The 5219-nt window shown below is 39.0% G+C and carries 5 protein-coding genes; 1 reads left to right on the top strand and 4 read right to left on the bottom strand.

Going from position 1 to position 5219, the window contains the following annotated elements:
- On the bottom strand, positions 1-727 hold a 727-nt coding region (locus C1642_RS16240), incomplete at its 3' end, for a neutral zinc metallopeptidase (protein ID WP_228153941.1).
- Positions 728-756: 29 nt separating this feature from the next.
- On the bottom strand, positions 757-1680 hold the full coding sequence (locus tag C1642_RS16235; RefSeq protein WP_000146248.1) for a DUF808 domain-containing protein: 924 nt from the start codon (positions 1678-1680) through the stop codon (positions 757-759).
- A 207-nt stretch (positions 1681-1887) separates the two neighbouring features.
- Here C1642_RS16235 and trpS point away from each other — a divergent pair, with 207 nt between their 5' ends.
- On the top strand, positions 1888-2901 hold the full coding sequence (trpS, locus tag C1642_RS16230) for a tryptophan--tRNA ligase (protein ID WP_103236588.1): 1014 nt from the start codon (positions 1888-1890) through the stop codon (positions 2899-2901).
- A gap of 415 nt (positions 2902-3316) precedes the next feature.
- Here trpS and sucD read toward each other — a convergent pair whose 3' ends face one another.
- Both sucD and sucC read right to left on the bottom strand, forming a co-directional pair.
- On the bottom strand, positions 3317-4207 hold the full coding sequence (sucD, locus tag C1642_RS16225; protein ID WP_000114637.1) for a succinate--CoA ligase subunit alpha: 891 nt from the start codon (positions 4205-4207) through the stop codon (positions 3317-3319).
- Positions 4208-4221: 14 nt separating this feature from the next.
- Positions 4222-5219 (bottom strand): ADP-forming succinate--CoA ligase subunit beta (gene sucC / locus C1642_RS16220; RefSeq protein WP_103236587.1); only part of this gene is annotated, 998 nt, incomplete at its 5' end.

Below are 5219 nucleotides of genomic sequence, written 5' to 3'. Positions count from 1 at the left end.
CTTCCTCAACGTCTCCCTGCTCTAAAAACTGAGTACGCTGTTGATTATGATTGGCCCAGATACCCGCTAAACAGTCAGCTTGTAATTCTTGACGTACAGATAACTGATTACCTTCTCTTTGACTGACTTGTGCACGAGCCTGTTGTACTTGAGATGAAATACCAAGCAAAGTTTGAACATGATGTCCTACTTCATGGGCAACTACATAAGCTTGGGCAAAGTCCCCTGCCTGATCTTGTCTCGATAATTCTGTCTGATTTTGTTCGCCAGATATTCCCATCTGCTCACGCATATCTTTGAAGAATTCTGTATCTATATAAACCTTCTGATCTGCTGGGCAATAAAAGGGACCCATTGCAGACTGAGCTGTACCACAGCCTGACTGAATCATCCCACTAAACAAGACTAATTTTGGTGGCGTATAAGTTTTACCTAACTGTTTAAAAATAGGTGTCCACGTATCCTCTGTATCGGCTAATACTGTTCCAACAAAATCAGAAGCTTCCTTTTGCTCGGCTGTTAAACTTTCGGGTGCAGTTGCATTTGATTGTTGCGAAGCAGTAACCTGCTGCGTTGCCTGATATGCTTGTTGGGGGTCAACGCCAAAAAATTTCCATGCAACAAATGCCACAACCAAACCAATAATACTAATACCACCTGCCCTAACACCGCCTCCGCCTCGACGGTCTTCAACATTGGTACTGACTCGACGATCTCTCCAACGCATAATTTCCCTCTTCTTTGTAGATGGCCTGATTAAGTAGAAGCTTTTGGCCACATTTTTTGTATCAAGCTAACAACAAGCAATACTATTGCACCAGCAACAATTCCTATTGCAAAGTTAATAAGCGTTGGGGTTAAAGCACCAATGATGTTGCCTACAGCAGGTATAGTTTCCACATGGTCAACTGTATTTTCAGTGACATGATGGAGTAAAGGAATCGTATGATTAATAATCCCTCCACCTACCAAGAACATCGCAATAGTGCCGACGATAGACAATAACTTCATTAAAAGTGGCGCAAATGCAAGCAGCCCGCGACCAATAGTTTGTTTAAAAGAAGCAGCCTGTTTTGTTAAATATAGACCCAAGTCATCAATCTTAACAATCATGCCGACCAAACCATAAACGCCGATCGTCATCACAACTGCAATAATGCTGAGGACACTAACTTTAGTCATTAAAGTTGCAGTTGCCACAGTACCTAAAGAAATAACCACAATTTCAGCTGACAAAATAAAGTCTGTACGAATAGCTCCTTTCACTTTATCTTTTTCAAAAGTTGCCAAGTCTAACTCTTCACTATCAAACTCTTTTTGTGCTTCTTCTGAGGTTGAGGCTTTTTTATGTGTAATGGTATGAAGAACTTTTTCAACACCCTCATAACATAAGAATAGCCCGCCAAGCATTAATAAAGGATTAATCAACCAAGGAGCAATCACACTAATTAATAAAGCTAGAGGAACTAAAATGAGCTTATTAACAAAGGAGCCTTTAGCAACTTTCCACACAATCGGTAATTCGCGATCAGCACGGACACCTGTAACCTGTTGTGCATTTAAAGCCAAATCATCACCTAAAACACCAGCAGTTTTTTTTGCTGCCATTTTGCTCATTAAGGCGACGTCATCTAAAATTGTTGCAATATCATCTAGTAGTAAAAGTAAGCCACTTGCCATTTCTTATCCAGGTTTGTATTTATTAAACTATTGTAAGATGATTTTTTTCAATTTTTGTAATTTTACTGAATAAATTCACAATATTATTTTAAGAAAAGTTTACCCAATTGCTGACGAAAAAATTTTATTTCCCGTACAATAATGCCAATCTTTTATATTGCAGGGCTTATTATCCCTGATTAAGCCAATACCATAGTGGAATAAATAATGAGTAATGTTGATCAGCGTCCAATTATTTTGACAGGCGACCGCCCAACCGGACAACTTCACCTCGGGCATTTTGTCGGTTCTTTGCGTTCTCGTGTAAGTCTACAGGATAGCCATCATCAACATCTCTTATTAGCAGATGCACAAGCTTTAACAGACAATGCCGACAACCCAGATAAAGTACGCCGTAACATTTTAGAAGTTGCTCTAGACTATTTAGCGGTAGGCATTGATCCAAGTAAAACCACAATTTGTGTACAGTCATGCTTGCCTGCACTGAATGAGCTTACAATGTTATATCTTAACTTTGTAACTGTAGCTCGTTTGGAACGCAACCCAACCATCAAATCTGAAATTCAAATGCGTGGTTTTGAACGTGATATTCCTGCCGGTTTCCTTTGCTACCCTGTAGCACAGGCAGCTGATATTACGGCTTTTAAAGCGACTGTAGTACCAGTAGGCGAAGATCAAATTCCAATGATTGAGCAAACTAACGAAATCGTGCGTCGTGTAAACCGTCAAATTGGTCAAGACCTTCTACCTGAATGTAAAGCATTGCTTTCTAATATGGCTCGTTTACCTGGTTTTGATGGTAAAGCGAAAATGTCTAAGTCATTAGGCAATACCATTGTTTTAAATGCTTCTGACAAAGACATCAAAAAAGCTGTAAATGCGATGTATACCGATCCAAATCATCTTCGCATCGAAGATCCGGGCCAAGTTGAAGGAAACATTGTATTTACTTATTTAGATGCATTTGACCCAAATAAAGAAGAAGTTGAAGAGCTAAAAGCACACTACCGCCGTGGTGGTCTTGGTGATGGTACAGTTAAAAAACGTCTTGAAGGTGTACTAAAAGAATTAATTACACCTATACGTGAACGTCGTGAAGAACTTGCTAAAGATCCTGACTACATTATGGATGTTTTACGCCAAGGTACTGATAAATGTCGAATCATTACTCAGCAGACTTTGGACGAAGTTAAAGATGGATTAGGCTTATTTAAGTTCTAATTTTTATATTAGAGATATAAATCAAAAAAGCCCTACGGGGCTTTTTTTATAATTATATTTAGATTCAATAATTTAATTTTTTAGAATTTCTATATATTTATTATGATTCACACGCTTTTACCCTTTTAACGTGAAGTAACACTAATTAACGTGAACCTTAATGAACAAATAAGAATGCGTCACTAATATAACTTGAGTAGGTTGATATGAACCTCACGACATTTCTCCTTAAGCCGAAACTGTTTTTAACAGATTCGTTGTTCTACGCAGTGATCACCCCAATCATTGCGTATTTTTTTGTCTTTTTTAACCAAATTATTCCTTATATCAATTATTTTATTTAACTTTTCAATAATACAAAAAAATACCGCATCATTTTTCAGATGCGGTATTTTTTAAAGATTCAAGGAAGCAATTAAGCTAAACCTTTCTCTTTTAATACTTGCAACATAGTTGAACCAAGCTCAGCTGGGCTACGAGTATAAGCCATACCTGCTTTTTCAAATGCAGCGAATTTCTCCTCAGCAGTACCTTGACCACCAGAAATGATCGCACCAGCGTGACCCATACGCTTACCTTTAGGCGCAGTTACACCAGCGATGTAACCTACTACAGGTTTAGTCACGTTAGATTTGATGAATTCAGCAGCTTCTTCTTCCGCTGTACCACCGATCTCACCGATCATGATAATTGCATCAGTATCTGGATCGTCTTGGAACAATTGAAGAGCTTCAATTTGGTTCATACCTGGGATTGGGTCACCACCGATACCGATACAAGTAGACTGACCTAAACCAAGCTTAGTTGTTTGAGCAACAGCTTCATAAGTCAATGTACCTGAACGTGAAATGATACCAATACGACCTGGTTGGTGGATGTGACCAGGCATAATACCGATCTTACATTCACCCGGAGTGATCACGCCTGGGCAGTTAGGACCAACTAAACGAGTACCGTTACCGTTAGTTTCTAAATAACGTTTTGCTTTAAGCATGTCGATTGTTGGAACACCTTCAGTGATCACAACGATTAGGCCAACACCCGAATCAACCGCTTCAACGATTGAGTCTAAAACGAATGGAGCTGGTACATAGATTACAGATGCATCTGCATTTGTTTCACGTACAGCTTCTTTCATTGTGTTGAATACTGGTAAGTCAAGGTGAGTTGTACCACCTTTACCTGGAGTAACACCACCAACAACTTTTGTACCGTAGTCTAAAGCTTGTGCAGAGTGGAAAGTACCGTTTTTACCAGTAAAACCTTGTACCAATACTTTAGTGTCTTTATTAATTAATACGCTCATGATTGATACTCCCCTTACGCTTTAACTGCAGCTACAACTTTTTCTGCGGCATCAGACAAACCGTTCGCAGAAATTAATTTCAAACCAGATTCATCAAGTAATTTAGCACCTAACTCAGCGTTGTTACCTTCTAAACGAACAACAACTGGAACAGTTACGTTTACTTCTTGAACCGCTGCAATAATTGCTTCAGCAATCATGTCACAACGTACGATACCACCGAAGATGTTGATTAAAACACCTTGTACAGATGTATCAGCAAGGATGATTTTGAACGCTTCAATTACACGCTCTTTAGTTGCGCCGCCACCAACGTCAAGGAAGTTTGCAGGCTGACCACCATAAAGTTTAATGATGTCCATAGTTGCCATTGCAAGACCAGCACCGTTAACCATACAACCGATGTTACCTTCTAAAGCAACATAGTTAAGATCAAATTCAGATGCTTTTAATTCACGCTCATTCTCTTGAGATTTGTCACGTAAAGCAGCAACTTTAGGTAAACGGTAAAGCGCGTTAGAGTCGATACCTACTTTCGCATCTACACATAAAATTTCGCCATTTTCACGAACTGAAAGAGGGTTAATTTCAAATAAAGCAAAATCATTTTCAACAAATGCTTGGTAAGCAGCTGTCATGATTTTCACGAATTGACCGATTTGTTTGTCTTTCAAACCTAAAGCAAACGCAACTTCACGTGCTTGGAATGGTTGTAAACCAACTAATGGATCAACTTCAACTTTGATAATTTTTTCTGGAGTTTCTTCCGCAACTTTCTCGATTTCTACACCACCTTCTGTAGAAGCCATGAAAGTAATACGACGGCTAGAACGGTCTACAACCGCACCCAAGTAAAGCTCACGCTCAACTGGATATACGTCTTCAGCAACAATGATGCTGTTTACTGGTTGACCATTTGCATCTGTTTGATACGTTACAAGACGAGTACCAATGATATTGTTTGCAAATTCGATAACATCTTCTTTAGATTTTGCAACTTTAACGCCACCAG

It is taken from the genome of Acinetobacter sp. AKBS16 (assembly GCF_002899995.1).
In the GTDB taxonomy this organism is placed as follows: Bacteria; Pseudomonadota; Gammaproteobacteria; order Pseudomonadales; family Moraxellaceae; genus Acinetobacter; species Acinetobacter baumannii.
Note: the sequence above shows the minus strand (reverse complement) of the source record. Positions and strands in the feature narration are given on the sequence as shown.

Excerpts from the sequence above, each read along its gene's own strand:
- C1642_RS16235 (WP_000146248.1), bottom strand. The coding sequence starts at position 1,680 with ATGGCAAGTGGCTTACTTTTACTACTAGATGATATTGCAACAATTTTA.
- trpS (WP_103236588.1), top strand. The coding sequence starts at position 1,888 with ATGAGTAATGTTGATCAGCGTCCAATTATTTTGACAGGCGACCGCCCA.
- sucD (WP_000114637.1), bottom strand. The coding sequence starts at position 4,207 with ATGAGCGTATTAATTAATAAAGACACTAAAGTATTGGTACAAGGTTTT.